Consider the following 24,276-nt stretch of genomic DNA (forward strand, 5'->3'; position numbering starts at 1 on the left):
ATACCACGCACCGTGATCCAGATAGCGAAAGACCCGCCAGTCCGAAGCCGTGAGGGGAGGGGAGCAAACGGACTTCGTATTACAGGACTGGCGGGTCCTTCCCGATTGTCTAAAAAATCATGCTGCTTTGCAACATCATCGGGCCGGCTTATTCACCATCGAACGCAGCGCTGCCAGGACTGGAGTTGCCGCTGGTCGAGCCGGTGGTGTCGCTGCTGGCGGCCTGTGCTGCCTGATTGGCGGTGCGGTTGGCGCGCTTGGTCGCGGCGGTATTGGCGCGCACCTGGGCCTTGAGCGATTCCACCTCGCGGCGCAGGTTTTCCAGTTCGTCCTGCTCGGGGATGTTGAGCGTGCGCAGCACGCCCTTGACGCGTTCGTCGAAGGCCTTGCCCAGCTTGTCCCAGCCGCGCACGGCAGTGTCGCGTGCCTGTTCGAACTGGGTTTCCACCTCTTCGCGCAGCTCATCGACGCTTTCGGCCGCCTTGCGCTGGCCGCTGCGCTCGTAGGCTGCGCCTTCGCGCACAAGCGAATCGAACAACTTGCCACCCTCGCTCTGTACCCGTCCCAGCGCACCGAGCCCGGCCAGCCACACCGTCTGCGCAGATTCGCCGAGCCGGCGCGAAATCTGTTCTGCCTGCGCCTGGAAGCCGTGCGCGGCATCGTCGCGCTTGCCGTTCTGATCGTATCCGGTCGTCATGGAATGCTCCTGTGGGTTGCCAAAGTGACGTTGCCTTCACCCTAGTCCCGGCACTGCATCGAGCAGGTGAAGCACGTTCAGAGCATCCGCCTGCCACGGGCCGCGCGGGTGACTTGTCGCTGAAGCACCGGTGCGGTCAGGCTCTGGCCAAGCGATCAGGCCCGGACCAGCGACACGGCATGCTCAGGCGAGTTTTTCGGCCAGCAGGCGCCGGATCTCCGACTCCACCATCGGCTGCATCGCCGACAACAGGAAGCCGAGCTCGGCGGTGACATGTACCTGCTGCGGCAGCAGGGTGATTGCTCCATCCACGCCGGCCCGCGCGATGCGCAAGGTGTCGCCTTCCCAATGCGAGGCGACGCCATAGCGATCGGTCAACTTGCGCGCCGCCGCGTCGATCGCTGCGCGGGCCTGGGCCGGCGGCAAGGCATGGTCGTGGCGGATATCGATGCTGGACATGGGTTCCATGGGGAAGACGAAAGAAGCGTGCATTGTGCGCATGCGCGGGCCAGGCTCCAAGTGCGGCGCGCGTGTGGCCGAGCAGCGACACACCTCGGTGCGGTACCTGCGTCGGCCGGACGCCGGTCACATTGTTGGCCGCGGCGCGGGGCAAACCTGCTAGGCTGCGGCGGGTGCGCGATCTGCAAGTTCATTTCACCCACCGGCAGCAGCCGGATCATTCCCTCAAGCCCGGCGTCCACCGGATCGTCCGCCATGCCTCTGGCAGTGTGCGGGTGGTTGCCGATGCGCAGGGGGCGTTGCTGTTGGCGCAGTTCTGCCTGGACCAGCGTGGGCTGTGGCTGCAGGTGGCCAACGGGATCCGCGGCATCCACGTCAACGGACGTCCGGTGCGGCGCATGGCGCTGTTGCGCCCCGGCGATGCGATCTACGCCGACGGCGTGGAGATGCTGCTGCGCAGTGCGCCGTCAAGCGCGCCGGCCAACGACGTTGCAGACGACGATGCCGGCCTGAGCGAGGTCTGCCTGTTGTTACGCGGGCTGGGCGGACGCCATCACGGGCGCAGCTTCACCCTGGACCGCTCACGCCTGGTCGGCAGCGACCCGGCGGCGGACATCGTCATCGACGACCCGGCCTTCGCCGCGCAGCACGCGCGCCTGGAACGCCACGGCGACCGCGTGCTGATCCGCGACCTGGGTTCGGAAGAAGGCAGCTGGATCAACGGCGTGCAGGTGCGCGACGGCTGGCTGCAGGCCGGCGACCAGGTCGTGTTCGATGCCCGCCATCGCTTTGTCGTGGAGGTGCCGCGCACCCATCACGGCACCACCTGGGACCTTCCCGAGTCGGAGCCGTTGCCACCACCACGCGCGCCCGGCGAACCGGCGCGTGCGCCGGTCAAGGTGGCGCGCTGGCCGTGGCTGCTGCTCAGCGCGGTGTTGCTGGCGGCGGCGTTGAGCGCCTTGCTGTGGTTCGGCGCGCGCTGAGTTTCTTCCAGATCCGCCAGCCCAACAGCACCGCCAGAATGCCGGCATACAGCGCCGGTTCGCGGATGTCGGATTTCACCAGCCACCAGAAATGCAGTACCGCCAGCAAGCCGATCGGGTAGATCAGCATGTGCAGGCGGCCCCAGTTGCGCTTGAGCCGCCGCATCCAGCCCTGGGTGGAGGTGATCGCCAGCGGCACCAGCAGCAGCCATGCCGCAAAGCCGACCGTGATGTAGGGGCGCTTGAGGATCTCCTCGAAGATCTGCGTCCAGAAGCCGCGCAGATCCAGGCTCAGGTAGGCCGCCAGATGCACGCTGGCGTAGAAGAATGCGTACAGCCCGAGCATGCGCCGGAATCGGATCAGCGTCGCCTGGCCGGTGAGCTGGCGCAGCGGCGTGATCGCCAGGGTGATCAACAGGAAGCGCAGCGCCCACAGCCCGGTGCGGTGCTCGATTTCGGCCACCGGATCGGCGCCCAGCGCATCGCTGCCGGTTTGCCATACCTGCCAGAACTGCCAGCCGAGCAAGGCGATTGGGGTCAGCGCGGCGACATGCACCAGGGTCTTGGCGGCGATCAGGGATGCGGAGGTCTTGGCCATGCGATCTCGAAGAAGGGAGCGATGCCGCGCGGGCATCAACATGCATCGTAGGAGCGCACCCGGGCGCGACGGGCATTCCTGGTAACGCCCGTCGCGCCCGGGTGCGCTCCTACGCGGGGGACATCACTGCCTAGAACCACTTCTTCAGGTCCATCCCGGCGTATAGCGAGGCGACCTGGTCCGCGTAGCCGTTGAACGGCTTGGTCGCGATGCGCTCGGCGAACAACTTGCTCGCGGTGCCGGCGATACGGCGCTCGGTCTTCTGGCTCCAGCGTGGGTGATCCACCGCCGGATTGACGTTGGAAAAGAAGCCGTACTCGGACGGCTGCAGATCGTGCCACGCGGTCTCGGGCATCTTTTCGACAAAGCGGATTTCCACGATCGACTTGATGCTCTTGAAGCCGTACTTCCACGGCACCACCAGCCGCAGCGGCGCGCCGTTCTGCTGCGGCAGCGGCTTGCCATACAGGCCGGTGGCCAGCAGGGTCAGTGGATGCATCGCTTCGTCGATGCGCAGGCCCTCGCGGTACGGCCAGTTGATCGAGCGGTAGCGCACGCCCGGCATCTGCTGCGGATCGGCCAGTGTGGTGAATGCCACGTACTTGGCCTTGGAGGTCGGCGCGAAGCGCTTGAGCACCTCGCCGAGCGGCACGCCCGTCCACGGAATCACCATCGACCAGCCTTCCACGCAGCGCAGCCGGTAGATGCGTTCCTCCGCGCTGATGCCCTTGAGCAACTCGTCCAGCGACAGACTGCCGGGCTTTTCGCATTCGCCGCTGACCTTCACCGACCACGGCGACAGCTTCAGGGTCTTGGCGGCCTTGGACGGGTCGGTCTTGTCGGTGCCGAACTCGTAGAAGTTGTTGTAGCTGGTGACGTCTTCCAGCCGGGTCAGTTCCTCGGCGGTACGGAAGCCGCTGCGCGCCTGCGCCGGGGTCACCACGGTCTTGGGCGGAGGCGGCGGATCGGCCTCGGCGCAGCCGGCCACGCCCAGCGCCGGGGTCAGCGCAAACAGCTGCAGCAGCCGGCGTCGGTCGCGGTAGACGGCCTCATCGGTGATCTCGCTGGACGGCGTCTTCAAGACATCGCGAAGGGACATGGCTCGCTCCTGACAGTGGCTGCTGATGAGAATACCGGACCATGGTGATGACGCTGCCGATGGCCTACGCAAACCATACGTCGCCATGGGTGAGAAGGATGCACATGCAACTTTTCTGCAACGCTGCCAAGGCCGGTGCGCTGCGGCATACTAGAAGGCTAGCTCGCCAAGGTGTGCCATGACACGCGCGTTCAATTTCAGTGCCGGCCCTGCGACATTGCCGGAATCGGTCCTGCGCCAGGCGCAGGAAGAGATGGTCGAGTGGAACGGCGTCGGCGCCTCGATCGTGGAGATCAGCCACCGCAGCGCCGATTTCATGGCCGTGGCGGCCGCGGCCGAAGCCGATCTGCGCACCCTGTTGTCGATTCCCGACGATTACGCGGTGCTGTTCACTGCCGGTGGCGCCACCACCATCCAGGCGCTGCTGCCGCTGAATTTCGCCGCACCCGGCCAGGCCGCCGACTACGTGATCACCGGCCACTGGGGCAAGACCGCGATCAAGCAGGCGGCCACCTATGTGGATGCGCGCATTGCCGCAGACGGCCAGGCGGGCGGCTTCACCGACATTCCGCCGGTGGCCAGCTGGACCTTGTCGCCGCACTCGGCCTACGTGCACATCACCGCCAACGAAACCATCCACGGCGTCGAGTTCCGCGACACGCCGACGGTGGGTACCCTGCCGCTGTTTGCCGATTTCAGTTCGTCGATCGCCTCCGAGCCGCTGGATGTGTCGCGCTACGGGCTGATCTATGCCGGCGCGCAGAAGAATCTGGGCCCGGTCGGCATCTCGGTGCTGATCGTGCGGCGCGAGTTGCTCGAACGCGCCGGCCAGCCGCGCGCGGACATCTTCAACTACGCCTCGCATGCCGCCCGCGATTCGATGCTCAACACGCCGCCGACCTGGAACTGGTATCTGCTCGGACTCACCGTGAAGTGGATGCTGGAGCAGGGAGGGGTGGACGAGTTCGCCCGCCGCAACGCCGAAAAGGCCGCGCTGGTGTATGGCGCGATCGATGGTTCCGGCGGGTTTTATCGCAACCTGGTCAAGCCGGCGGTGCGTTCGCGCATGAACATCCCGTTCTTCCTGGCCGACGAGCAGCTGGATGCGTTGTTCGTCAGCGAATCCAAGGCAGCCGGTCTGCTGGCGCTGAGGGGGCACAAGGCGGTCGGCGGCATTCGCGCGTCCTTGTACAACGCGATGCCGGTGGCGGGCGCGCAGGCGCTGGCGAGCTTCATGCACGACTTCCAGCAGCGTCACGGCTGAGTCTTTCATTCGACCGCGGCGCATGCCGCGCAGGCGCATGCGCCGCAAATTCAAGGAATGCCGAGCGATGGCTCCCAAGTCCAGCAAGCCCAGTGCCGCCACCGGCGGCAAGACCAAACCGGCAGGCAAGTCCGCCGCCAAGTCCGCGGCCAACGCCTCAGACAAGCGCGCGATCAAGCCGGCCACCGCTGCGCCGGTGCTGGCCGACGTGCGCGCCAAGATCGACGAGATCGACCGCACCATCCAGGCGTTGATCGCCGAACGCGCCAACTTCGCCCATCAGGTCGGCAAGGCCAAGGGCAAGCTCGCCGCAGCGGTGGATTACTACCGGCCCGAGCGCGAGGCGCAGGTACTGCGCATGGTGGTGGACCGCAACGAAGGCCCGCTCAGCGATGAAGTGCTGGTGCACGTGTACCGCGAAATCATGTCCGCGTGCCTGGCCCAGCAGGAGCCGTTGAAGATCGGCTATCTCGGCCCGGAAGGCACCTTCAGCCAGCAGGCGGTGCTCAAGCACTTCGGCCGTTCGGCAGTCGGCCTGCCGATGGCAACCATCGAGGAAGTGTTCCAGGAAGTGGAAGCCGGCAATGCCGATTTCGGCGTGGTGCCGGTGGAAAATTCCGGCCAGGGCACCATCCAGGTCACCCTGGACATGTTCCTGACCTCCAACCTGAAAATCTGCGGCGAAGTCGAGTTGCGCGTGCACCAGTACCTGCTCTCGCGCAACGGCCGGCTGGAAGACATCGAGCGCATCTACGCGCATTCGCAGTCGTTTGCGCAGACCGCCGGTTGGCTGCGTTCGCACCTGCCCAAGGTCGAGAAGATCGCCGTCTCCAGCAATGCCGAAGGCGCGCGCCGCGCCCGCAATGCCGAGGACGCCGCGGCGATCGGCGGCGAGAGCGCCGCGCATGTGTATGGCTTGAAGAAAGTCATCATGAAGTCGATCGAAGACGACGACGACAACACCACGCGTTTTCTGGTGATCGGCCGGCAGATCTTCCCCACCTCCGGGCATGACCGCACCTCGGTGCTGGTGTTCATCCACGACAAGCCAGGTGCGTTGTTCGACGTGCTCAGCCCGTTCGCGCGGCATGGCATCAGCATGAACCGCATCGAGTCGCGTCCCTCGCACCAGGCCAAGTGGGAATACGGCTTCTTCATCGACCTGGCCGGCCACGTGGAAGACGAGGCGATGAAGCAGGCGCTGGCCGAACTGGAAGCGCACTCGGCGCAGATCAAGGTGCTGGGCTCGTACCCGGTCGCCATTCCCTGAGCGCCGGGCGTCACGCCAGCGCCGTCCTGACGGGCGCGCCGTCACCGGCCGAGGTGACGGCAGCGCCACGATACTTTTCAACGCGCATCACCGCACAGGGCGATGCCGCAGCAATCGGATCACACGCATGAGCAGCAGCACGCACCACTGGATCGCCCGGCAGGGCAGCGCATTGCAGGGCAGCCTGGCCATTCCCGGCGACAAGTCGGTCTCGCACCGCGCGGTGATGTTCGCCGCGCTGGCCGATGGCGTCTCGCAGATCGACGGCTTTCTCGAAGGCGAAGACACGCGCTCTACCGCGGCCATTTTCGCCCAGCTCGGTGTGCGCATCGACACGCCGTCGGCGTCGCAGCGCATCGTGCACGGCGTCGGCGTGGATGGCCTGCAGCCGCCCAGCCAGGCGCTGGACTGTGGCAACGCCGGCACCGGCATGCGTCTGCTTGCCGGCCTGCTGGCCGCGCAGCGTTTCGATAGCGAGTTGGTCGGCGATGCGTCGCTGTCCAAGCGCCCGATGCGGCGCGTGACCGGCCCGCTGGCACAGATGGGCGCGCGCATCGACACCGAGGACGACGGCACCCCGCCGCTGCGTGTGCACGGCGGCCAGGCCTTGCATGGCATCGACTTCGTCTCGCCGGTGGCCAGTGCGCAGGTCAAATCCGCGGTGTTGCTGGCGGGCCTCTATGCGCAGGGAGAGACGTCGGTCAGCGAGCCGCATCCCACCCGCGATTACACCGAGCGCATGTTGTCTGCGTTTGGTGTGGAAATCGATTTCTCGCCCGGCAAGGCGCGGTTGCGCGGTGGTCAGCGTCTGCGCGCCACCGATATCGCGGTGCCTGCCGATTTCTCGTCGGCGGCGTTCTTCATCGTCGCAGCCAGCATCATTCCCGGTTCGGAGGTGCTGCTGCGTGCGGTGGGCCTGAATCCACGTCGCACCGGGTTGCTGGCGGCACTGCGGCTGATGGGCGCGAATATCGCCGAAGAACGTCATGCCGAACATGGCGGCGAGCCGGTGGCGGATCTGCGCGTGCGCTATGCACCGTTGCGGGGCGTGCAGATTCCCGAAGCGCTGGTGCCGGACATGATCGACGAATTCCCGGCGCTGTTTGTGGCCGCCGCTGCCGCAACCGGGCAGACGGTGGTCACCGGCGCTGCCGAACTGCGGGTCAAGGAGTCCGACCGCCTTGCAGCCATGGCCACCGGGCTGCGCGCGCTGGGCGTGCGAGTGGACGAAACCCCGGATGGTGCCACCATTCACGGCGGCAGCATCGGCAGCGGCGTGATCGAAAGCCACGGCGACCACCGCATCGCGATGGCGTTTGCCATTGCCGGGCAGCTGTCCACCGGCAGCGTGCGGGTCAATGACGTGGCCAATGTCGCAACCTCGTTCCCGGGCTTCGACAGCCTGGCGCGGGGCGCCGGTTTCGGGCTTGAAACGGCCTGAGTAGTGAAACGGCTTCAGTAGGAAAGGCGGGCAGTTGTCTTGCTGGTTGAGGACTGCTCTTCGGATGAGGAGCGGTCGACCAAAGGCGTCGTAACGCCTGTCAGTCAACGCTTGGATACCGCATTGCAGCCAGCACGGCGCCACTGCGATCCGACTTGGTTGATGATCCCGCTCAGTGCTCGGCGGTGAACTCCACCGGCACCTGCACGCTGCTGACGACGGCGTGGCCATCGCGGGTGGCTGGCTCGAAACGCCACTGACGCAAGCTGTCGATCACCGCTGCATCCAGGCGCGGGTCATTGCTGCCGCTGCGGTCGACGATGCTCACATCGCTCACCCGGCCTTGCACGTCCAGCTGCAGTCGCGCGGTGCGGCTGCCTGCGATCCCGGCCTGCGCGATGTCCGACGGGTAGCGCGGCACCGCATTGCCCGGCAGCGGAATCGCTTCTTGGGTGCTGATCGCCGCGCGCGCGGGTTGGTGCGCGATCATGGTCATCGCACGCGGACCCTCCGAGGTCGGCAGGATCTGGCGACTGGCCGCAGGCGCGGGGCGCGTGTCGGTCGCAAACGATTCATCGCTATGGCGGGCCCACCACCAGGTCGGCACCACCACCAGCAACGCCAGCAGGGTCGCCCACAGCCATGGCGAGGCGCCGTCGGCCGTGTCGTCGCCCACGCGGTCTTCCGCATGCACGGGGCGCTGCGGCAGTGCCTGGGTAGGGTGTGACGAAGGATTGGAGATGAAGGACATGGCCGGCCTCCTGGCGCATCTTTGGGATGACGTGGCCAGTCTGGTCGGCCTTGCCTGAGGGCCAGCTAAGGCAGGGCGCTCGGGAAGGTTTAAACGGCGGTAGACATTCAGCTTGGTCAAGCCGAGTCGGGGCCTGGTTCGCCCCGCCTTGTCCGGTTAACGCGCAGTGGTGTTCGTCGATTGCGGCAGTCCGGCCGTCATCGGTTTTGCGGTGTATGCGACGCAGCTATCGGTGGACTTACTGCGCCGGCTTGAACTCGAACGGGATATCCAGACTGCCGGCAATCGGCTGGCCGTTGCGCTGCGCCGGATGGAAGCGCCAGTGACGCACCGCTTCCATCGCGGCGCGGTCCAGATCGCGCGAGCCGCTGCGTTGCACCAGCGTCACCCCGCCCGGATTGCCCGCCGCGTCCACGTCCACCCGCACCACCACATCGCCGGCATCCCCGCGACGCAGGGCAGCCGCGGGGTAGCGCGGCGGCGGCATCTGGCCCTGCATCGGCACCGGGCGATCTCCGCCTGCAGCCGCCGCGGCGTTTGCCGGTGCTGCGCCCGGCGCGCCGGGAACCGCGTCCTCCGGCAACGGCGTCGGCGCGGGCGGGGCTGGTGGCGCAGTTTCCACCAGTGTCGGGGTTTCTTCCGGTGGCTTGGCCTGCGGCATGTCGCTGGCGCCGTCCTGGGCCGGCAGCGGCGCGGGCAGCGGCTGGATGTTGTCGTCGGCCTGCGCACCTGCAGCCGGTTGCGCCGGCGAGGCCTTGTAGAAGTCGTCCTTGCGGCCGGTGGCCCACACCAGCAGGAACAGCAGCAGGCCGGCAACGAAGGCGATACCGGCAATTTTCAGGGTGTGGCGGGGCAGTCGCAGGACAATCTGCCGATCGGACGCAGGGCGGGGCGCGGGCATAGGGCTCACCTGAAGGATCGGGCCAATTCTGGCATAGCGGCGGTGAATCGATCGCAGCAGGTGACGGAACAGGCGATAATCTCGCGCTTCCTACCGACACACAGACTCCCGATGCTAGATCCGGCCCTGCTTCGCCAACATCCCGCCGACCTTGCCGAGCGCCTGCGCAGCACGCGCAGTTTCTCCCTGGACACCGCGGAACTGGAGTCGCTGGAAAGCGAGCGCAAGCGCATCCAGGTGCGCACGCAGGAGCTGCAGAGTCAGCGCAACTCCAAGTCCAAGGCGATCGGGCAGGCCAAGGCCAAGGGAGAGGATGTCACTGCGCTGATGGCCGAAGTGGCCGGTTTCGGCGATGAGCTCAAGGCCTCCGAAGACGCGTTGGAGGTGATTCGCGCCAAGCTGGAGACCATCGCGCTGGGCCTGCCCAATCTGCCGGCCGACGACGTGCCGCAGGGCAAGGACGAGAGCGAGAATGTCGAGCAGTCGCGCTGGGGCACGCCGCGCCAGTTCGACTTCCCGGTCAAAGACCATGTGGAACTCGGTGCACCGCACGGCTGGCTGGACGGCGAGACTGCCGCCAAGCTGTCGGGTGCGCGTTTCACCGTGCTGCGCGGGCCGGTCGCGCGGCTGCACCGCGCGCTGGCGCAATTCATGCTCGACCTGCATGTCGGCGAGCATGGCTATGAAGAAACCAACGTGCCGCTGCTGGTCAATGCCGAGTCGATGCGCGGCACCGGACAACTGCCCAAATTCGAGGACGACCTGTTTCAGACCGAAGTGGGCGAGTCGTGCCGCTATCTGATTCCCACCTCGGAAGTGCCGCTGACCAATATCGTGCGCGACGAAATCGTCGATGCCGAGCGTCTGCCGTTGCGCATGACCGCGCACTCGATGTGCTTCCGCGCCGAAGCCGGCAGCGGCGGCCGCGACACGCGCGGCATGATCCGCCAGCACCAGTTCGAAAAAGTCGAGCTGGTCACCGCCTGCGCGCCGGAACACAGCGATGCCGAGCATCAGCGCATGACCCGCTGCGCCGAAGTGGTGCTGGAAAAACTCGGCCTGCCGTATCGCAAGGTGCTGCTGTGCACCGGCGACATGGGCTTCTCGGCGATCAAGACCTACGATCTGGAGGTGTGGCTGCCGTCGCAGGACACCTATCGCGAGATTTCGTCGTGCTCGAACTGCGGCGATTTCCAGGCGCGGCGCATGCAGGCGCGCTGGCGTAACCCGGCCAGCGGCAAACCGGAGCTGCTGCACACGCTCAACGGCTCCGGCACTGCCGTGGGACGCGCGATGATCGCGGTGATGGAGAACTACCAAAACGCCGACGGCTCGATCGATGTGCCCGAGGCGCTGCGTCCGTATATGGGCGGGCTCGAGCGGATCGGATAAGAGCGGCCGAGGCACCGGCTGCGCGGTGTCCAGACGGGCGCGGCCGATGCCTGGAATGGGCGTGCATCTTCATGCTCGATGTCGGGCGGGCAGGCAGCCTCGACTGGCGGCTGGCGACTGCCAGCTGCGGCTCGCTCGTCAGCCTTGTTGAGCGTGTTGCTCGCGCGGCCGCTCAGCCGCCCAGGTTGCGATGGCGGAGTTGTTAAACATATTGATCAAAAACGGGGCCATCACTGGCCCCGTTTGCATTTTCATGGCGCAAGGCCTGCTGCGGCGCCTGGAAGACCCCGGCGGATCTAGCGAGCGCTACCTGCCGACATCTGTGCCGGGTGCTGGGGCGTTGCCTTGGTAAAAAAGATGAAGCTCCTTGCGCAAGAGTCCGATGGTCTGGATGCAAGGAACTACATTTCTGATGTATCAGGTCGTTGCTCTGCTGGAATAAAGGTGATTAAATGTCACTTATCGTTCTATCCATGGATGCCTGCGCCATGCACGACCTGAATGACCTGTACTACTTCGCGATGGTGGTGGACCACGGCGGCTTCGCCGCGGCCGAGCGTGCGCTCGGGATCCCCAAGTCGCGCCTGAGCCGCCGTATCAGCCAGCTTGAAACCGACCTGGGCGTGCGCCTGCTGCAGCGCTCCACTCGCCGCTTTGCGGTCACCGACGTCGGCACCAGCGTGCATCGGCACGCGCAGACCATGCTGGCCGAAGCCCAGGCCGCGCGCGAGGTGGTGGATCGTCTCAGTGCCGAGCCGCGCGGTCTTGTACGTGTGAGCGTTCCGGTCTCGCTGGCGCAGATCCAGCTGCCCAAGCTGTTGCCGGAATTCCTGGCCAAGTATCCCAAGGTGCGGCTGCAGCTCAACATCAGCAATCGCCGCGTCGACGTCATCAACGAAGGCTACGACATCGCGCTGCGTGTGCGTTCGCGCCTGGACGACGACGGCAGCCTGGTGATGCGCAGCTTCGGCCAGGTGCAGGAGTTGCTGGTGGCCAGCCCCAAATACCTGGACCGCGCCGGGCGTCCCAAGGACCCGAGCGAGCTGGCCAACCACACCACCATGAGCACCAGCGAAGACGAAGCGCACCAGCGCTGGGAACTGCACGGCCCCAACGGCGAGATGCGCCGCGTGGACCTGCAGCCGCGTCTGGCCGGCTTCGATTTCCCGTTGCTGCAGTCGATGGCGCGCGATGGCTTCGGCATCACCATGCTGCCGGAAACCGTGTGCGCCCAGGCAGTGCGCAGCGGCGAGCTGGAAGTGGTGCTGCCGCACTGGTCGCTGCCGCAAGGCATCTGCCACGCGGTGTTCGCCTCGCGCCGCGGCCTGCTGCCGGCGGTGCGGGTGTTCATCGACTTCCTGGCCGAGCACCTGCCGCAGGAAATCGAACGTTCGCGCCTGGATTGCGGGGGTAACTGCGCCGAGCTGGCCGAAAAGCTCAAGCGTGCGGCCGCGACCGCACCGCGCCTGGCCGTGGCGGAAGCCGGCTGAGCGCCGTGCCTGTTCGTGGCTGAAGCCGGCCAAGCGCTGCGCCTGGTTGTCGACGTCCTGGTTGTCGACGTCGGCACATCAGCGCTGCGCCGCCTGGCAAGGCCGCGTCGTCGGGAACGCTGCGTACCTGGCAAGCGGAACCGCTTTGCAAAGCCTAGCAGCTCGGCAAAACGCAGCGCTTAGCAAAGCGCGTCCGGGCATGCGAGAATGCGCGCCCGGGAGCAATCCCGGGTCGATGGCAGCGCGCAATGCGGCGTCCATCGACATGCGTCACCCGCATCGCGCGTGGCGCAAGTGTGATCACCCGACGTCTTCGGCGGTCACGCAAGGCAGCATCGGAGAGATGGCCGAGCGGTTTAAGGCACCGGTCTTGAAAACCGGCGAAGGGTCAAACCTTCCGTGGGTTCGAATCCCACTCTCTCCGCCAGTCACGTCTAAGTTATTGATTTTAATCACTAATTTTTTAGGCGGATTGATTGGAGGCAGGAAGCATGTAGAGGAAAAACTCGCATGCGCATCCCTCATCATTTGAGCCGGTCGTCTACCGGCCGCTGGTCGTTCGTCCAACGTGTGCCCATCGATTTGCAAACCGTGATGGGCTGCCGGCTTATCAAACGCACCCTGCAAACGAAGGACTTGGCGCAGGCTCACGTGCGTGCGGTCGTGCTTGGGGCGGGCTATGCTCGGCTCTTCGCTCAGTTGAAGGATCAACGCGTGACCAAGCTCAGTAAGTCGGACGCTGACCTCCTGATCGCTCGCCTGACGAGCGCCGAGAACCTCCAGGAGCTGACGCTCAACCGCACCCGCCAGCCGGATGGGACGTTGACGGAGCAGTGGCAGATTGACAGCCCAAAAGACCTGAAGTTGTATCGGCAGTTGATGGAGCTGGAAGCAAGGGGTGGGGCAACCGCCCAACCGTCCTGGCTCCCAGCTGCCGCGTTCAACACATTCGGAGCGTCGCGCCAGACCACCCCAGCTCGGCAATCATCTGCGCCGGCCATCGAGACGATGACGCTGGGAAAAGCTCGGGACGCGTTCTTGGCGACCCTGAAGGGCTCGACTTTGCCCAAGACATACACCATCAAGAAGACCGCTATTGAGGCTTTGGTGAGCTTCCTCGGCGAGAGGGCCAAGGTCCATGCCATCACTCGCTCAGATTTGGCGCGGTGGTATCAGGACATGCGGGAGAAGGGAGCGTCTACACCGACGCTCACGAATAAGCAGAGCTACATCGGCGGCAAGGGTGGCTTCTTCGAATGGGCCATGGCGTCGGGTCACTATCCTCGTGGCGACAATCCTGCCTCCGGTCATGTGAGCTACTCGCAGCGCGAGAAGCGGGCCCGGAAGAAGCTCGGGTTCAAGGCCTACGACAGGGCCCAGATCCAAGCCCTGTTCGCGCCCGAGGCGCTCGGCAGGCTGTCCGAGTCGGCCCGCTGGGCCTCGCTCCTTGGACTCTATACGGGGGCGAGGGCGTCAGAGGTCGGCCAGTTGCTGATCCGAGACGTGTTCGAAGAGGACGGCATCCCGTGCATCCGCATCTCAGACGAAGGCGACCACCAGAAAGTGAAAACCGAGGTCAGCCTTAGGACGGTGCCGCTCCACCCTGAGCTCCTCAAGATGGGCTTCCTGGAGTGGGTCGATGGCAAGCGTAAGGCCGGTGAAACGAGGTTGTTCCCGGCGGCCAAGGCCACCGCGGTGAACGGGCAGGGTAACTGGATCACCAAAGCGTTTAGTAGACACCTGGCTGACGTGGGAAAGGGCTGGGAGCCAGCGAAACGAGGCTTCCACTCACTCCGAAAATCGTTTATCCAAGAGTTGCAGGGGGCGGGGGTGGTATCCGAGTTGCGTGCGCAGATCGTCGGGCATGAAATCGACGACGAGCACCACTCAACCTATAGTCGAGAATTCAATGTTCGGGAAAAGCTTAATGGTCTTGGGCACCACTCGCCTGGATTGGGCTCTGTTAAATACCGGCTTATGAAATAGGCCGAGACTTGCTGAGTAAGAAAGGAGATTCCATGCTGGATGCAGTGAAGTCGATCATCGAGAAGATTTTTTCGTTGTTGCGAGGTGATACTCGAGCGGATCGAATTGCGCATTTGGAAGTGAACGAAAGTTTAGAAGGAGGGGCGGCTTCTGTAGCGGAACTCCGCATGGCCCGAGAACATGTTAAGCAAATCGAGGGGCGGGTGGACGCCTTGGAGCGCACCAGTGTAAAATTCGAGCGCTCAAATAGGGATGTGCGCAGAATTAAGGCTTATTTCGTTTTAAGTGCGCGCGCGAGCTTGTCGTTCAGGCCTGATTTATTCAGTGCAATACTATTGTTTTTTCTTGTCGCATCCATCGCAGTTATGGGGTTGGGGGCCCATGCTCGCGACGTAAAAATTTTTTGTGAGTATTTGGCCTACATATTTCCACTATATGCAGGCTTGGTCGCCGCCGGAGGCTTGTATCTAAATAAGCCGCTGATGAGGCAAGTAGTGCGTTTCGATAAACGCGAAGCTAAAGAGGCTTGGAAGCGGGAAGGGTTTTTCAGGAAATATTCCCCGGAAGTTGCTTGCTTTCAGGCATCTGCTCTTCTTGTGCTCTTGTCGCTCATGTTCTTCGTGGGCTCTAAAGGTGCTTTTGCTGAATTTTATTTCGCTATATTTGGTCTTTTGGGGTCTTTCATTTCGACATTCTCTGTAGCGATTAACTATAGGAATACCAGGTCGAATCCTACACGGGGTGATATTATTTTTAAGCCTATCGCCATGGGAATTATGCTGGCAAATATTGCGGCTTCAGTAGCTTGGTTGTCGATAATTATTGCGGGATGGATAGTATGGCCACAATGGTTAAAGCAATCAATGCAATGGCTGCAAGAGAGTATGCGATGAGGCAAATAATAAGCGCTGATCTTTCATCTTTTGTTAGATTATTCAGCTTGCGCATGTGAAGGTGTGATTGACTTGGAGTGACCTTTTTAGGTGATTATTGGCTTTTGTCAAGTGTCGCCTCCGGGTTGAGGGATATGGTTAAAGGTTGTATTGCGAAAAGCCCTGAAGATTAATGGCTTCATCTTTTGGCGGTTCAGGTCCTCTCATCAATTTTGGATGCTGATTAATCTCGGAGGCCGAATTCCGAAGCGGGATCCAAGGTGACGCTTTCTACGAAAGGCATTTGGCGCGATTATGCGCGTCTAAAGCGCCATCTACTCACGTCTCATAAGTGACGCAGCTGGCTCTAAGTCAGCGCCTGTTCCAGAGAAATGCTTCCTATCGTGGCAAGGTGTTGGGTTGGCGCCACTTGGCCCCCGCGATTTATGCGCCCCTTGCTGTAATCTCTAACTAGGGGCCTTCCTTATTTCGCGAACGCTTTTAGGCTTGGGTCAGCTGCGCATAAAGCACAAGCAGGAACATGGGCAGCCCGCTCAGGATCGCGAAGGCCCCGACAGCGCCCATCAGGGTGAGGATGGTCATGACCCACCACTGCCACCAAGCGGACCCCTTGTCCCTAGCCTGAGCCAGTCGAGCTTCGGCCGGGTAGAAGCGTCCTACCTTCCGTGTTCCTCGCCGGGCCATTAGCGGCCCGACAAGGAACCCAAAAGGTCCTAGGAAGAGCAGGGAAAGCGTATACCACCAGAAAAATCGGTCCCGTGGCGTCTTGAGCTTGCGCCGGGCGGGCACCGGCGGGTCATGCAGAGGTGGAGGCACGCTCATTTGGCGTAAGCCCTCCACGTGCCGTCGGCCTTCGCATAGCGGAGATTTTTGCTGACGGGGACGGGAACCTGCCTGCCGGCGATTTCCAGGGTCACCAGGCCGCGGGTATCGCAGCGATAGCCGTCGGCGTCCTCGGCCTTGGTGCAGCCGGTCAGTTCGAAGTTCTGGACGTCGGTGGGTCTGCGGTGCCGCAGGCTAGAGCACCAACGCCGCAGGCTAAAGCACCAACACGAATAGGTCTCGACGCCCCCAACGCCGATTGCCCTGGCGATGCCGCCGTTTCTTGCGAGGTGGGCATAGGCCCCTAGCGGGCAACTAGCCCTTCAGAGCGAGTGTGGAGCGTTCAATACCACCCAAGGTAGAGCGTTGTGACGCCCCATGTATCCACCAACCCGTGCGCCAAGATGAGCGCCCACAAGTTTCGGTTTGAGCGCAGGTATGCATAGCCAAAAACTGCCCCAACAAGGCCCGTCAGTAGAACTCCCGAAACGCCTTGACTCGCGTGCATGGCGGCGACACAACTCCGCCCGCGACAGCCGCTCCGATGCGGCCTAGGCCAACGCGGTCGAACAACGCTTCAAGCTGGTGGATCAGAAACGCTCGGAACACCAGCTCCTCCCCGATGACGGCGCTGATCCATGCATACCCAATCAGCTGCATGGCTGCTGGTGCGTTATTGCGAAGCGCGCCGTAGGCGCTGTAATCCGTCTTGGTGCCAGTGAGGTAGTCGATCAGCGGCTGGAAAAACGGTGTGATGATCGCGGTGACGAAGAGCACCAGCAGCGCTGTCCACCCGAGCGTGGGGCCTAGTCCTCGCCATGTCAGGCCGCACGCCCGCCAATCGTGGGTTTCTAGCCAAACCAACGCAATAAGGCAGGGGCACGGTGGATGCTCTTGACGTGCTCCCACTCGCCAAGACCTATCGGTAAGCGCCGAAGCTCTATTACCGGCTAGTCAAAAAGTGCTGGCGAGAAATCCAAATCTTGTGGACGCTCGTGACTCGGCCACCGCCACTTTTTACCAAGGCGTAGGACGTTTCTGACAGAGAATGGCGCTATGCTGTGGAACCTCCACTGCGGAACGATGGGCCATCTCGCGCTGACGGAGGGGGCCACTGAGTCGCAAGGCGCTCAGCGCCCGTCTTGCCATGGTCCAGCCCTTGTTGCAAGACAGATGCGACGGATAATCGCGTCCAGGGTCCAATCAGGCCGCCAGCGATTCCTGGATGCGGTTGACCAAATGAGCGCGTTTGTAGGGCTTGCTTAGAAATTTTGTTCGACTGGGCAAGTCGCCAGGAATGTAGCCAATGCCCGAGGTGAGAATGGCAGGAAGGTTGCATCCGTCCAATCGGAGGTGGTGGAGCATCTCCTTCCCGTCCATGGCACCCGGCATTTGCAAGTCCGTGAAGATCAAGCCTATCTCAGGATGATCGGCAAGCCGGTCCAGTGCCTGGCTTGCATCCCCTGCGGTTACCACGCAATAGCCGTGTTCGGTCAGCAGTATTTCCGCCAGCTCACGAGTAAGTTCATCGTCATCGACAATTAGGATGACGCATTCAGCAAGAGAAGCCATGGGGGTCGTCTGGTCGCGGATCTAGCTATCGACACTGGCCCCTACAGTGCAAAATGCGCGTGATTGCCGAACTGCCCCCACTGAATGATCCAGATGCTTCCCTCTCAAGACCGCTACCGACAGATCGTTGAGCTGTCTCCGGACTCCATCAAAGAAATTGCTCTCGACGGCAAGGTGCGTTTTGTGAACTCCCACGGAGTCGCGCGGATCGCTGTGGAGAATGCGGAGCGTGTGCTGGGGCAACAGTGGTCGTCTCTATGGCCTGAAGAGGTCCGCGACACCGTCGAAGAGGCAATCTCCGCAGCTTCTCGTGGGGAACGGCGGCAGTTCGATGCGGCCTGCACAACACCCAGCGGTGAGCGCCGGTTCTGGCTGGTTTCTACCAGTCCGCTGACCAATGCCGACGGGGAAATCGAAGCCGTCCTGGCCGTCAATCGAGACGTAACCGAGCGCCGCCAGGCTGAAGTGGCGCTGCGCACGCTCAATGAGAGCTTGAGCAGTCAGCCTGAACTAGCCTTGGCCCACGCCGAGCTGGCCGATGCCATTGATGAGAAGTTGGGCCATGCCAACCAGCGGGCACAGCAGCTAGAGGGGGAGCTCAATATTGCAAAGGCCGCCCAGCGTATGGCCGAGGCAATCGCAGAGCAGGCCCAGAAAGGGGACGCGATTGGTCAGCTGTTGGCCGGCATGGTGCACGACTTCAACAACGTGCTGCAGGCGGCCTCCGGCGCGGTGGAGATGGTGCTTCTAAGCCAGGGTATCGACGATAAGAATCGCAAGCTTTTGGGCATGGCAGAAAGCGCGTTGCAGCAAGGGGCGACCATGTCGCAGCGGCTGCTCGGCTTTGCCCGGCAGCACCCTTATCTGCCAGAGAACGTTGACGTCGGCCGGGTCGTGCAGGGGATGCTGCCGCTACTGAACCAAGCCGTGGGTCTCGGCATCACGATCGACTTCCGAGCGGAATCCAACCTCCCCCTGGCTATGGTGGATCTGCACAGCCTGGAACGGGCCATCATGAACCTGGTGGTGAACGCCCGGGATGCGTGCGGCGATGCAGGCACCATCACCATTTCTACGGAGAGTTGTTCCATCGGGCGTGTGCCCGACGGCGCATCCCATTCGCCTGGCCGCTATGTGCTTGTGAAGGTTCACGATACGGGGCAAGGCATCGCGCCAGAGGTGCTGGGACGGCTGTTTGAAGCCTACTTCACCACCAAGCCACCCGGGAAAGGGACGGGTCTGGGCCTGTCTCAGGTCTACGGCACGATGCGTCGGGCCAACGGCTTCGTCGATGTGGAGTCGCAGCCAGGACAGGGTGCTTGCTTCACTTTGGGCGTGCCTTGTCCTTGATGGAAGCTGATTGCGGAGGCTGGGGCGCCGCATCAGGCCGCCGTCGCATTCTCGAGTAGTCCTGCTGTCTAGCGCGTCAGTTGCGCATAGAGCACAAACAGAACCATCGGGAGGCCGCTCAGCACCGAAGTGACCCAAAAGGCGCCCATGACGGTCAGCGGGGTCATGACCCACCACTGCCACCAGCTAAAGCCCCGATCGCGCTGCCTCGCCGCGTAGGCTTCTTGAGGGTAGAGCCGCTCCGCCTTCCGCAGACCCCGCCGAGCCATTAACGGCCCCACGATGAAGCCGAGTGGGCCCAGGAAGAGCAGGCTGAGCGAGAACCACCGGAAGAACCGCGTGTGAGGCGTCAGGACCTTCTTGGGAGCGGCGAGCAGCGCGCCGTCCCCACGAAAGCCACCCATAGCGCTGACCGACGTGCCGTCCATCGAATTCGATTCGGTCTTCATTTGGCGTAGGCCCTCCAGGAGCCGTCGCTCTTGGCGTAGCGCAAGTTCTTGCTCAGCGGGATGGACACCTGCCGACCCTCGATGTTGAGCACGACCTGGCCGCGCGTGTCGCAGCGGTAGCCCTCCACGCCTTCCGCTTCCACGCAGCCGGTAAGTTCGAAGTTCTGGATGTCGGTGACCTGGCCGGCGCCACTCTGTTGAAGCAGCCTGACTAACGCTTCCTTGGCGTTGTCAGACGAAGGCTTGCCGCCGCAGGCGGTCAGGCCCAGGGCCATGGTCAACGCGACCAGGCCGATCCTTGCGTGTTTCATGTCTGTCCTTTGATAGAGAGAGGGATTGAGAAGTTAGGAGGCAGGGTTACTTGTCGCGGTTCCCGTCGGGCTTGAACCCCGCGATCCACATCCGTGTGTCCTTGAAGGGCGTCAGCATTCCGGAGGGGCCGGGGTGCAAGTCGGCGGTCTGGATAAACCCGGAGACCCAAGCGATGCGCAACGACACCTCCACGGCACGGTCAGCGACGCCAGGGCGGCTCACGTTGACGACGAAGGGCTGAGTCGGAGGGTTGGGACCGGCGGAGCGCTGGGCGCCGGTGTTGGGCTTGCTGGGCGGCACCCGGACGCCGTTGAGCGAGTCCCGGCCTTTCCACAGGGCCGCGCTGTTGAGCTCCGCTGTCTCGCCCAGGTCGTCCGCTTCCGTCACGGCAGCAGCGAAGCAGGTGCGGAAGGTCTCGACGCTCGACGCGGTCGGGCTGGTCCAGATGCGCGCCTCAGCCGTCCAACAGGGCAGGGAGGCGCCCCACTCGGTGAACGTGAGCGCCACGCGAGGCCAATCCAACTTCCCGCCCTGCGCCGCTTGGTGGTTGTCGCCCTTGAAGAGCCCGGGCAGCTTCCCGGCACCGCTGAGGGGTTCGTAGATCGAGCCGGCGCCTTGGCTGCCGGCCTTGGTGCTGGCGCTCGGCGGGATGCCGACCATTTGCTTGCCCGAGTCGGTCAGGCTTTTTCCGAGCTGGCGGAAGAAGCCGGGCTTCTGTTCTTGTGCGTCCTGGGCCTGGGCGACGCCGGCCACGGTCAATGCGAGCAGGGCAATGCCTGCAGTTTTTGCGGTCTTCATGAAATCCCCGTCTGTTGGTGAAGGGTGCTACATTTCATGAAGAGTCTGCCATGCAGTGGAGGAGCAAGTCATGCTGTCCGGCCAACTTTTAAACATTCGTTCACGTGCTGAAGGCTTCCCCCCGAGCTCTCTTTGCTGCCCGCCTCAAACAGGCCCGGGAGCTGCGCGGCATCGCCAGCCAGCGAGCGCTGGGAGTTCTGATGGGGCTCGATAAGAAGCTGGCAAGCAGCCGGGTCAATCGCTACGAGAACGAAACCAGCGGCATTGACCTGGACGCCTTGGGAAAACTGGCCGACACACTAGGGGTTCCGATGGCCTACTTGGTGGCTCAGGACGGAGCTACTGCTGAGGTCATCTTGTCTCTGTCGAGAATGACGGCCGCTGAGCGAAATGCTTTGGCCAAGCAGCTGACGAAGGCGGCCCTCAAGCCAAAGGAATGAGCAGCAAGGTGATCCATCTGGCGATGGATTCTCGCTGAGGAGCGAGCAGTCACACATTCGCATCACGGCACTCAAGAAGTAGGCAACACTGCCGACAAGGGTGGTGACTGCGGCATGCCTCACCGGCATCTATGAGCGATGGTGACAAGAAAGACGTTGATTTTTGGGAACGGGTTGGGCATGGCCCTGGCCCCAGATTTTTTCTCGCTGGACAACGCTATTGGGCGGATCTGGGAAGAAAGCCCGGCCTTGGACGAGCAGACCAAGGATCTGGTGCGCTGCTGTTTGGGCGACGAAGCCGACCGTCCTCATGGTGAAGAGGACCTAGATGAGCTCCAGCTTGTCGTTTCCGCTTGCGATTTTCTGTCTCGCACCGGCGGCGGTGAGATTCATTGGCTGAGCGAGCACGGAAAGCTTTTCCCCGCCGCAGTTAGGAAGTTCCTCTACCAAACCTCGCTCCGCTTTCATCAGGGGGATTTTGGACTGCCCTTGGAGTTCACAAGGCCACTGGCGGCTTTCCTTCACGAAACACAGTCCCATGTCGCGACGCTGAACTACGACAACCTTCTTTACCAGCCGATGATCGAGGCTTACGTCCTCAACGGCTACGGCGGAGCATTGGTTGACGGGTTTCATGGCGCTGGCTTCGCCGAAGAGAACCTTGAAAGGAAATACGGCAGGACCTTCGGGTATTACATGCATCTGCATGGATCGCCTCTTTTCGTTGACCGCGATGAAAGTGTCATCAAGCTCAAGCAAGCAAACTTGGGGAAGAACGAGGACACCATCGGCTCCCACATTGTTCTTACTCACGTCAAGCACAAGCAGACGGTGATCTCTGCGTCGCCACTCCTGAGCTACTATTGGGAGCTCTTGGCAAAGGCGTTCGCGGAGTCCCCCTGCGTTGTTCTCGTGGGCTATTCCGGGTGCGACAAGCATCTCAACTCGCTTCTTCGTTCGCGTGGGCCTGCGGCGATTCGCGTGGTGGAATGGGACGGTGCAGGCGGCGAAGAGGACAGGAGCGACTTCTGGAAAGAGTTGCTTGATCGCCCTGTCGAGCTGGTTCGCCGAGCGAACATTCTCGAGTTCACTGATTGGTAGCAGCAAGAAACGGCCATCGATACCATCGGGGGCAACCATTTGGCCGTATCTCTATGTCCACTGACTCGCTCAAAAAGGTTGAAGCCGCGCTTGTGAAGCGCTATGGCGAGACCTACGGAAGGAACGATGAGACGTTCCGGGCTGGGTTAGGGGTGTCGTGGGCCAAGCTCAAGGACGCCCTTGCTCGGGAGGCCGCAGCCGAGCGAGCTGAGATGGCAGCGAAGCAGCTGGGTAAGAAGGTTCGCAGCGTTGCCATCCCGTATACCGCGGAGCAATGTGCGGGCCTTCTGAGGCTTTCCTACAAAACGTTCAATGAGCTTGCCCGGGCTGACGGGCCCACGGGGCGCTTGGTCCCCGAGCAAGAGCCGGGCAAGTCCCGCGTGGTGGCCTCGATCAGCTTGGTTCGTCTACTGGAGTGGGCCGAGGGCGTGCCCAAGGCGCGGGATTGGCGTGCGTCACGAGAAGATGGCGAGATCCTTGGTGCTACGCGAACCCCATCCGAGATAAGAGCCAAGTTCCAGGAGCTCAAGGGCCACAAGGTGAGGGTGGTGCTGAGCGGCCAAGACGGCGCCGAGGTTGTGGCCTGGATCGATCTGGAGCAACACACTCCGGCTGCCAAGGCCATGCTAAAAGCGTTTCTGCGGGAGCAGGCGAGGGTGGTTGAGGTCGACGAACGAGGTTTCGCTGCGCTTGCCAGGCAAGAGCTGCCGCTTCAGGAGGTCTTCAATCTGCCTTGGGCAGAGCCGGAACTCCGGAAAGCCTTGGTCTTCCTTTACGTTCAGTTCCTTGCGCACCTTGAAGCATTGCTTGCGCAGCACGAGCGCGAAGCGCTGCGGGAGATAGGGGAGTTGAAGGCACGGCTGGCTCTCATTGAGGACACCGCGAGGACCGTCACCCTGGTCAGGGCAGAGCTCAGGACGGCTGCTATGGAGGCGGGATTGCCTGCGGCGGCTCCAGCGCGAAAGCCGGTGCCATTTCGCTTCTAGGGCGTGGTGGCTTCCCCGCACGTGGTGCATGAATCGCGATTCAGCTCTGAGGGGCACGCGCCCCTCAGAGGCAGCAGGCCGGATCCACAATTCGGATCATGTCCCCACGCCGACAGCGGCCCGGGATCATAGCCGGAGCTCGCATTCGGTGTCCTCCGTCGACTCGTTTTTTGAGCGCGTCAATCCTGGCGCGGTAGCGGAGCCATGCACACTTAGCTCCGGAGATACCCATGCCCGCCGCCCAGAAATCTGTTCGTGTTCCCGCGTCTCTGAAGGTCGGCTACGACCGTTGCAGTGTGACGACCAAGACCTGGCTGACGCCCCCGGCCTTGCTGAAAGCGCTTGGTCCCTTTGACTTGGACCCTGCAACGCCGGAACAGGGGATGCCTTGGCGCACAGCCAGGAAAATGCTCAAGCCGAGCGACGATGGGTTGAAAGCACTCTGGCCCCGGAAGTCATTTGTGTGGCTCAATCCGCCGTATGGACGGGGCATGGACGCCTGGCTTTCCAAAGCGGCCGAGCACGGAAACGGGGTGGCGTTGATTTTTGCCCGAATGGAGACCGGATGCATGCACTCGTCGGTCTTGACCCATCCCAACGCTTCGGCGGTGGTGTTCACCAAGGGGCGCCTGTCCTTCTGCCGTGAGGATGGAAATCCAGGCAAGGCGTGCCCGATGGGATCACTTTTTGTGGGCTATGGGGAGCGCGCAGCGCAGCGTCTTCATGCTGCGGTTAAGGGGGGCATCGTCCGGGGACATTATTTGGACTTGGCCAAAGTCCGTATGTCGGAGGAAGCCGATGTGCCGGCAGGCCAGTAGCGGTCTGCCGGCTGCTTCAGATGTCTATGAGAACGTCACAAGGTAAGTCGGGTCTTGAGCTCCCTCAATTTTGCTAATCTCAAAACCACGTCCAGAGAGCTGCGTAACCGCGTAGGTGATTCCCTCCGGTGTAAAAGCATCCTTTGGCAGGCTCACCTTAGCCTCTGTTTTGCGTTGATTCTTGGCGGCGAACCCGATCACCTCTTCAAAATACTTAAGCGCAGCTTCGCCATTGCCTGCGGGGGTCAAAGCAAACTTCCGAGCCGTTTCCGCATCCAGTCCAGAAAATTCTGACATGTGAAACTCCTTTTTCCTTGTGATCGTTTTGAAATGAGCACGCTGGCCTTTGGCCGATCCGTGGCTCGATTCGATGCTATGCGCTGGTAGTAAGCACCACAAGTCTT

The 24,276-nt window shown here is 62.8% G+C and carries 25 protein-coding genes, 1 tRNA gene and 2 pseudogenes; 14 read left to right on the top strand and 14 right to left on the bottom strand.

Features of this window, described 5'->3' with window-relative positions; translation table 11 throughout:
* Positions 1-148: 148 nt before the first annotated feature.
* On the bottom strand, positions 149-697 hold the full coding sequence (locus GGR73_RS03235; RefSeq protein WP_046342310.1) for a phasin family protein: 549 nt from the start codon (positions 695-697) through the stop codon (positions 149-151).
* A 183-nt stretch (positions 698-880) separates the two neighbouring features.
* Entirely contained in the window at positions 881-1,156 is a 276-nt protein-coding gene (locus GGR73_RS03240; RefSeq protein WP_024939833.1) for a polyhydroxyalkanoic acid system family protein, read from the bottom strand.
* Positions 1,157-1,329: 173 nt separating this feature from the next.
* Between GGR73_RS03240 and GGR73_RS03245 the strand changes: the two genes are divergently transcribed.
* Complete coding sequence (locus GGR73_RS03245) at positions 1,330-2,139, top strand: FHA domain-containing protein (protein WP_065032371.1); 810 nt, start codon at positions 1,330-1,332, stop codon at positions 2,137-2,139.
* Here GGR73_RS03245 and msrQ read toward each other — a convergent pair.
* Positions 2,081-2,737, bottom strand: a complete 657-nt coding sequence (gene msrQ / locus GGR73_RS03250; RefSeq protein ID WP_065032370.1) for a protein-methionine-sulfoxide reductase heme-binding subunit MsrQ — start codon at positions 2,735-2,737, stop codon at positions 2,081-2,083. The genes GGR73_RS03245 and msrQ overlap by 59 nt on opposite strands.
* 130 nt (positions 2,738-2,867) lie before the next feature.
* Positions 2,868-3,836, bottom strand: coding sequence for a protein-methionine-sulfoxide reductase catalytic subunit MsrP (msrP, locus tag GGR73_RS03255; RefSeq protein ID WP_024940184.1), 969 nt, complete (start codon positions 3,834-3,836; stop codon positions 2,868-2,870).
* Between the two features lie 178 nt (positions 3,837-4,014).
* On the opposite strand from msrP, the gene serC reads away from it, so the two are divergent.
* The 3 genes from serC (at position 4,015) to aroA (ending at position 7,811) form a co-directional block, all read left to right on the top strand.
* On the top strand, positions 4,015-5,100 hold the full coding sequence (serC, locus tag GGR73_RS03260) for a phosphoserine transaminase (protein WP_184455605.1): 1,086 nt from the start codon (positions 4,015-4,017) through the stop codon (positions 5,098-5,100).
* 67 nt (positions 5,101-5,167) lie between these two features.
* Positions 5,168-6,370, top strand: a complete 1,203-nt coding sequence (pheA, locus tag GGR73_RS03265) for a prephenate dehydratase (RefSeq protein WP_039520680.1) — start codon at positions 5,168-5,170, stop codon at positions 6,368-6,370.
* A gap of 127 nt (positions 6,371-6,497) precedes the next feature.
* Positions 6,498-7,811, top strand: coding sequence for a 3-phosphoshikimate 1-carboxyvinyltransferase (gene aroA / locus GGR73_RS03270; protein ID WP_167762743.1), 1,314 nt, complete (start codon positions 6,498-6,500; stop codon positions 7,809-7,811).
* Between the two features lie 172 nt (positions 7,812-7,983).
* Here the strand turns inward: aroA and GGR73_RS03275 are convergent, their stop codons facing one another.
* Both GGR73_RS03275 and GGR73_RS03280 read right to left on the bottom strand, forming a co-directional pair.
* Positions 7,984-8,451 carry an energy transducer TonB gene (locus GGR73_RS03275; RefSeq protein ID WP_184456473.1) on the bottom strand — a complete coding sequence of 156 codons (468 nt, stop codon included), beginning with the start codon at positions 8,449-8,451 and terminating at the stop codon, positions 7,984-7,986.
* Positions 8,452-8,800: 349 nt separating this feature from the next.
* Positions 8,801-9,463, bottom strand: a complete 663-nt coding sequence (locus tag GGR73_RS03280; protein ID WP_053054371.1) for an energy transducer TonB — start codon at positions 9,461-9,463, stop codon at positions 8,801-8,803.
* Positions 9,464-9,574: 111 nt separating this feature from the next.
* Here GGR73_RS03280 and serS point away from each other — a divergent pair, with 111 nt between their 5' ends.
* The 5 genes from serS to GGR73_RS03305 all read left to right on the top strand — a co-directional run bounded on the left by serS (position 9,575) and on the right by GGR73_RS03305 (position 15,224).
* Positions 9,575-10,855 (top strand): serine--tRNA ligase, encoded by a 1,281-nt coding sequence (serS, locus tag GGR73_RS03285; protein WP_104608083.1) that lies wholly within the window; start codon positions 9,575-9,577, stop codon positions 10,853-10,855.
* A 473-nt stretch (positions 10,856-11,328) separates the two neighbouring features.
* Positions 11,329-12,345 carry a LysR family transcriptional regulator gene (locus GGR73_RS03290; protein WP_016903391.1) on the top strand — a complete coding sequence of 339 codons (1,017 nt, stop codon included), beginning with the start codon at positions 11,329-11,331 and terminating at the stop codon, positions 12,343-12,345.
* A gap of 337 nt (positions 12,346-12,682) precedes the next feature.
* Positions 12,683-12,772, top strand: a tRNA-Ser gene (locus tag GGR73_RS03295).
* Between the two features lie 83 nt (positions 12,773-12,855).
* A complete protein-coding gene (locus GGR73_RS03300) occupies positions 12,856-14,331 on the top strand; it encodes a site-specific integrase (protein WP_184455607.1) in 1,476 nt (491 codons plus the stop codon).
* A 32-nt stretch (positions 14,332-14,363) separates the two neighbouring features.
* On the top strand, positions 14,364-15,224 hold the full coding sequence (locus GGR73_RS03305) for a hypothetical protein (protein ID WP_184455608.1): 861 nt from the start codon (positions 14,364-14,366) through the stop codon (positions 15,222-15,224).
* A gap of 480 nt (positions 15,225-15,704) precedes the next feature.
* Here GGR73_RS03305 and GGR73_RS03310 read toward each other — a convergent pair whose 3' ends face one another.
* The 4 genes and pseudogenes from GGR73_RS03310 to GGR73_RS03325 form a co-directional block, all read right to left on the bottom strand.
* The gene (locus tag GGR73_RS03310) at positions 15,705-16,046 is read right to left on the bottom strand and encodes a hypothetical protein (protein WP_184455611.1); all 342 of its coding nucleotides are present in this window, start codon (positions 16,044-16,046) and stop codon (positions 15,705-15,707) included.
* A pseudogene (locus tag GGR73_RS03315) lies at positions 16,043-16,222 on the bottom strand (hypothetical protein); the annotation flags it as partial. The gene GGR73_RS03310 and the pseudogene GGR73_RS03315, both read right to left, overlap by 4 nt.
* Before the next feature lie 167 nt (positions 16,223-16,389).
* Positions 16,390-16,916: pseudogene (locus GGR73_RS03320) on the bottom strand (CPBP family intramembrane glutamic endopeptidase).
* A 333-nt stretch (positions 16,917-17,249) separates the two neighbouring features.
* A complete protein-coding gene (locus GGR73_RS03325; protein ID WP_104589025.1) occupies positions 17,250-17,618 on the bottom strand; it encodes a response regulator in 369 nt (122 codons plus the stop codon).
* Between the two features lie 84 nt (positions 17,619-17,702).
* Here GGR73_RS03325 and GGR73_RS03330 point away from each other — a divergent pair, with 84 nt between their 5' ends.
* Entirely contained in the window at positions 17,703-18,968 is a 1,266-nt protein-coding gene (locus tag GGR73_RS03330; RefSeq protein ID WP_184455613.1) for a PAS domain-containing sensor histidine kinase, read from the top strand.
* Between the two features lie 68 nt (positions 18,969-19,036).
* On the opposite strand, the gene GGR73_RS03335 is transcribed toward GGR73_RS03330, so the two are convergent.
* The 3 genes from GGR73_RS03335 to GGR73_RS03345 are packed head-to-tail and all read right to left on the bottom strand — an operon-like array spanning position 19,037 to position 20,527.
* Positions 19,037-19,417 carry a hypothetical protein gene (locus GGR73_RS03335; RefSeq protein WP_184455615.1) on the bottom strand — a complete coding sequence of 127 codons (381 nt, stop codon included), beginning with the start codon at positions 19,415-19,417 and terminating at the stop codon, positions 19,037-19,039.
* Positions 19,414-19,728 carry a hypothetical protein gene (locus GGR73_RS03340; protein WP_184455617.1) on the bottom strand — a complete coding sequence of 105 codons (315 nt, stop codon included), beginning with the start codon at positions 19,726-19,728 and terminating at the stop codon, positions 19,414-19,416. The genes GGR73_RS03335 and GGR73_RS03340 overlap by 4 nt, the downstream gene beginning before the upstream one ends.
* Before the next feature lie 46 nt (positions 19,729-19,774).
* The gene (locus tag GGR73_RS03345; RefSeq protein WP_184455619.1) at positions 19,775-20,527 is read right to left on the bottom strand and encodes a hypothetical protein; all 753 of its coding nucleotides are present in this window, start codon (positions 20,525-20,527) and stop codon (positions 19,775-19,777) included.
* A 104-nt stretch (positions 20,528-20,631) separates the two neighbouring features.
* Here GGR73_RS03345 and GGR73_RS03350 point away from each other — a divergent pair, with 104 nt between their 5' ends.
* The 4 genes from GGR73_RS03350 to GGR73_RS03365 all read left to right on the top strand — a co-directional run bounded on the left by GGR73_RS03350 (position 20,632) and on the right by GGR73_RS03365 (position 23,872).
* Positions 20,632-20,967, top strand: coding sequence for a helix-turn-helix domain-containing protein (locus GGR73_RS03350; RefSeq protein ID WP_184455621.1), 336 nt, complete (start codon positions 20,632-20,634; stop codon positions 20,965-20,967).
* Between the two features lie 180 nt (positions 20,968-21,147).
* Positions 21,148-22,068, top strand: coding sequence for an SIR2 family protein (locus GGR73_RS03355; RefSeq protein WP_221233957.1), 921 nt, complete (start codon positions 21,148-21,150; stop codon positions 22,066-22,068).
* Positions 22,069-22,121: 53 nt separating this feature from the next.
* A complete protein-coding gene (locus GGR73_RS03360) occupies positions 22,122-23,054 on the top strand; it encodes a hypothetical protein (RefSeq protein ID WP_184455625.1) in 933 nt (310 codons plus the stop codon).
* Between the two features lie 230 nt (positions 23,055-23,284).
* Positions 23,285-23,872, top strand: coding sequence for a DNA N-6-adenine-methyltransferase (locus GGR73_RS03365; RefSeq protein WP_184455627.1), 588 nt, complete (start codon positions 23,285-23,287; stop codon positions 23,870-23,872).
* A gap of 24 nt (positions 23,873-23,896) precedes the next feature.
* Here the strand turns inward: GGR73_RS03365 and GGR73_RS03370 are convergent, their stop codons facing one another.
* On the bottom strand, positions 23,897-24,169 hold the full coding sequence (locus GGR73_RS03370) for a hypothetical protein (protein ID WP_184455629.1): 273 nt from the start codon (positions 24,167-24,169) through the stop codon (positions 23,897-23,899).
* Between the last annotated feature and the right edge of the window lie 107 nt (positions 24,170-24,276).

The sequence above is a fragment of the Xanthomonas sp. F14 genome, from assembly GCF_014199865.1.

Coding starts and splice junctions, on each gene's coding strand:
- GGR73_RS03235 (WP_046342310.1), bottom strand. CDS start 697: ATGACGACCGGATACGATCAGAACGGCAAGCGCGACGATGCCGCGCAC.
- GGR73_RS03240 (WP_024939833.1), bottom strand. CDS start 1,156: ATGTCCAGCATCGATATCCGCCACGACCATGCCTTGCCGCCGGCCCAG.
- msrQ (WP_065032370.1), bottom strand. CDS start 2,737: ATGGCCAAGACCTCCGCATCCCTGATCGCCGCCAAGACCCTGGTGCAT.
- msrP (WP_024940184.1), bottom strand. CDS start 3,836: ATGTCCCTTCGCGATGTCTTGAAGACGCCGTCCAGCGAGATCACCGAT.
- serC (WP_184455605.1), top strand. CDS start 4,015: ATGACACGCGCGTTCAATTTCAGTGCCGGCCCTGCGACATTGCCGGAA.
- pheA (WP_039520680.1), top strand. CDS start 5,168: ATGGCTCCCAAGTCCAGCAAGCCCAGTGCCGCCACCGGCGGCAAGACC.
- aroA (WP_167762743.1), top strand. CDS start 6,498: ATGAGCAGCAGCACGCACCACTGGATCGCCCGGCAGGGCAGCGCATTG.
- GGR73_RS03280 (WP_053054371.1), bottom strand. CDS start 9,463: ATGCCCGCGCCCCGCCCTGCGTCCGATCGGCAGATTGTCCTGCGACTG.
- serS (WP_104608083.1), top strand. CDS start 9,575: ATGCTAGATCCGGCCCTGCTTCGCCAACATCCCGCCGACCTTGCCGAG.
- GGR73_RS03290 (WP_016903391.1), top strand. CDS start 11,329: ATGGATGCCTGCGCCATGCACGACCTGAATGACCTGTACTACTTCGCG.
- GGR73_RS03300 (WP_184455607.1), top strand. CDS start 12,856: ATGCGCATCCCTCATCATTTGAGCCGGTCGTCTACCGGCCGCTGGTCG.
- GGR73_RS03305 (WP_184455608.1), top strand. CDS start 14,364: ATGCTGGATGCAGTGAAGTCGATCATCGAGAAGATTTTTTCGTTGTTG.
- GGR73_RS03310 (WP_184455611.1), bottom strand. CDS start 16,046: ATGAGCGTGCCTCCACCTCTGCATGACCCGCCGGTGCCCGCCCGGCGC.
- GGR73_RS03325 (WP_104589025.1), bottom strand. CDS start 17,618: ATGGCTTCTCTTGCTGAATGCGTCATCCTAATTGTCGATGACGATGAA.
- GGR73_RS03330 (WP_184455613.1), top strand. CDS start 17,703: ATGATCCAGATGCTTCCCTCTCAAGACCGCTACCGACAGATCGTTGAG.
- GGR73_RS03335 (WP_184455615.1), bottom strand. CDS start 19,417: ATGAAGACCGAATCGAATTCGATGGACGGCACGTCGGTCAGCGCTATG.
- GGR73_RS03340 (WP_184455617.1), bottom strand. CDS start 19,728: ATGAAACACGCAAGGATCGGCCTGGTCGCGTTGACCATGGCCCTGGGC.
- GGR73_RS03345 (WP_184455619.1), bottom strand. CDS start 20,527: ATGAAGACCGCAAAAACTGCAGGCATTGCCCTGCTCGCATTGACCGTG.
- GGR73_RS03355 (WP_221233957.1), top strand. CDS start 21,148: ATGGCCCTGGCCCCAGATTTTTTCTCGCTGGACAACGCTATTGGGCGG.
- GGR73_RS03360 (WP_184455625.1), top strand. CDS start 22,122: ATGTCCACTGACTCGCTCAAAAAGGTTGAAGCCGCGCTTGTGAAGCGC.
- GGR73_RS03365 (WP_184455627.1), top strand. CDS start 23,285: ATGCCCGCCGCCCAGAAATCTGTTCGTGTTCCCGCGTCTCTGAAGGTC.
- GGR73_RS03370 (WP_184455629.1), bottom strand. CDS start 24,169: ATGTCAGAATTTTCTGGACTGGATGCGGAAACGGCTCGGAAGTTTGCT.